Below are 3,140 nucleotides of genomic sequence, written 5' to 3' on the forward strand. Positions count from 1 at the left end.
CCTGATGGAACGCGCATTGCCTTCTACAGCTTCGTCGGCGACCAGGCCGAGATCTTCGTCATCAACGCCGATGGCAGCGGGCTGAAGCGGCTGACCGACAACCGGGCCTTCGACGGCTACCCCACCTGGTCGCCCGACGGCTCGCTCATCGCCTTCTCCTCCACGCGCAGCGGCGGCTACCGCATCCACGTGATGAGCGCCGACGGCAGCAACGTCGGCCAACTATCCAATCAGGTGGGCAGCCTCTTCCCCATCTGGTCGCCCGATGGGACGCGCATCGTCTACAGTGCCGACCCCGACCTGGATGGCTGGCTCGACCTGATGGTGATCAGCGCCGGCACGAACCAATCTGTCCTGCGCGACTACCCGACCGGCACGGACGCCCGCTGCCGCAGCTGGTCGCCGGCCAGCGACCGCGTGGCCTGCACGGGCCTTCGCTATAACCACTACCCCAACGGGTGGTTTTTCATCGGCACGCAGATGGCGTCCGTGGCCGTAGTCAGCGGGGCGGACGCGCTCTGGCTGTGGGAGGGCAAGCGCTTCGACCCATCGTGGGCCTCGGTCGACCACGAGCCGCCCGTGACGACGGTGGCTGCCCTGCCGGCCCAATCGCCCGGCCCCTTCACCGTGCGCTGGAGCGCGGCCGACGCCGGGCTGGCCGGCCTGCGCGACGTGACGATTCAGGTCAGCGTCAACAACGGCGCGTGGACGACCTGGCAGACGGTCGGCCCGGAGACGACGCAGGCCGAGTACCCCGGCGTGGGCGGCGTCAGCTACGCTTTCCGCAGCCAGGCGCGCGATTTCGCCGGCAACGTCGAGGCGTGGCCGGCCGCGCCGGAAGCGGTTACGACTGTGGAGACGCTGCCGCCGCAGACGTGGCTGGGCGCGCTGCCAAGCCATAGCCGGGCCGACACGCGCCTGACCATCTATTGGGGCGGCGCGGACCCCGGCAGCTCGGGCATCCGCGGCTACCAGGTGCAGATGAAGCGAGGCGGCGGCGCGTGGACTGACTGGTTCGCCAACACGCTGCAAACCCAGGCCGTGTTAGACCCAACCGCGCTTGGCATCCCGTCGGGCGACACACTGCGCTTCCGCGTGCGGGCCACCGACCGGGCGGGCAACGCCGAGGCGTGGCGCTCCGACACGGGCGACACGGCGACGACGCTCTACACCTGGCGGGTGAGCGGCCGGGTGCTCGACCACACCGGCGTGCCCGTCGGCGGGGCGGGCGTGACAGCCACCCCGACGACGCTGGGGTCGGTGAGCAGCAGCGTGGAAGGCGCCTACGCTGCCCATCTGGGTGGAGCGGCCGGGACGGCGGCGGTGCAGTGGGCCAAGCCGGGCTATGGCGTGCTGCCCTCTACCTCGTTCCAGATGGCCGTCGACGCCAGGCTCGACGTGGCCCTGCCGCCGGCCGACAACGTTATCGCCAACGGCGATTTCGAGGCCGCCGGCTGGGGGGCGTGGACGGCCGGCGGATCATTGCCGGCGGCGCTGTCGGCCGAGGCGCGGCTGACGGGGGCGCAGGGGGCGCTGCTGGGCGGCGGCCCGCTGTTCGGGACGCCGCGCCGCGTGGTCGACGCCACCCAACCCTGGGCGAGCCAGACCCGGCTGGTGATGGTCGGCGGTCGGCTGCGTTTCTTCTGGCGCGAGGGATCGAAGGGACTGATGGTTGCGACGCAGGGCGCGGACGGCGCGTGGTCGTCGCCCTTCTCTTTGGGCGCAACGTCCAGTTACCTGCTCGAGCAGGACAGCCTCGGCCAGGCGCATCTGGTCGTTGCCGGCACGGACAGGACGATCTATCGCGTGCTGAAAGCGGACGGCTCGTGGTCGGAGCCCGAGACGGTGACGTACGGCTCGTACCCGTTCAATATGGGCCTGGCCCTCGGGCCGGACGGGACGGTGCACGTGGTCTGGAGCGACGGGAAGGTGCACTATTCGTGGCGCACCCCCGGCGGCGTCTGGGCCTCGGAGCAGATCGTGTCCGACGCCTATGGCGGCGTGCAGGGGCGGGTGGCGGTAGCGGGTAACGGCCGCGTCCACGTGTCCTGGGTCCGACAGACCGGCGAAGAATTCCTGCTTGCGCGCCAGAGCGCGCCGGGCGGCTCCTGGTCCGCGCCTCAGGTGTTGAGCACGCAGGACAGTATCCAGGCGGGGGACATGGGGCGGGACGCCGCCGGCCGGGTGTTCCTGGTCTGGAATGAGTCCGGCCGATCGTCGGATTACAGTCTCAAAACCGCCATTCACAATGGCTCCACCTGGCGGGTGGAGACGGCCGTGGCGGGAGGGGCAGCCCTTCCCATCTTACGCGCGATCGCCGCTGACCCGTCGGGCGGACTGCACATGGTGTACGAACGGGGCGGACTAGTCCTCTACCGGCAGCGCGGCGACGGCGGTTGGGGCGCGCCCCAGAGCCTACCGGTGGGTGGGACGCTGGCGATGGTCTACATGCACCTGACCTTCGGCCCTGCGGGGCTGCCGCAACTGGTGCGCGACGGCGGGGCCGGCGTCCAGTTCGTCCGGCAACAGATCGGCGGCGCGTGGGAAGAGCCGCTGCTTATGTCGCCGGGGATGGCGGCCAGCGGCGAACCGCGAATGGTCGTGGACAGCGCCGGCCAGACCCACGTGGCCTTTCTGGGGCGGCTGCCCGGCCAGAACGCCGAGATACGCCATCCCTACTACGTCGGGCCGGCGCTAGCCGCCGCGGCCGGCGAGGCGACGCTGTCGCAGACGGTCGCCATCCCGGCCGGCATGAGCCACCCGGCGCTGTCGTTCGCCTATCGCGGGGCGGGGCTGGAGGTGACGGTGCAGCCGCAAGCCCTCGCGCCGGCCGCGGCCGAGGCGCTGTCGCCGGCCGCGTCCGAGGCGCTGCCGCCCAATCTGGCCGCCATGCGCCGCTACCGGATCGACCTGTCGGCCTACGCCGGCCAGACAGTGACGGTCAAGTTCCGGCTGCCACAGGCGGCCGGCGCGCCGGTGGCCTGGGCGTGGCTCGACGACGTGGCCCTGGGCGCGGCGCGGGCCGACCTGTGGGCCACAGGCGACAGCACGCCGGGGCTGCCGGGCGAGACGACGACCCACACCCTGCGCGTGGGCAACCGCGGCGCGGCCCCGGCCGACGGGGCGACGCTGACCTACAC

General features: G+C 71.8%; 1 pseudogene. It reads left to right on the top strand.

What is annotated here, in order from left to right:
• Window positions 1-3,140: pseudogene (locus ACE3UY_RS20780) on the top strand (hypothetical protein); the annotation flags it as partial.

Source organism: Promineifilum sp. (SeqCode), from assembly GCF_041918635.1.
Lineage (GTDB): Bacteria > Chloroflexota > Anaerolineae > Promineifilales > Promineifilaceae > Promineifilum.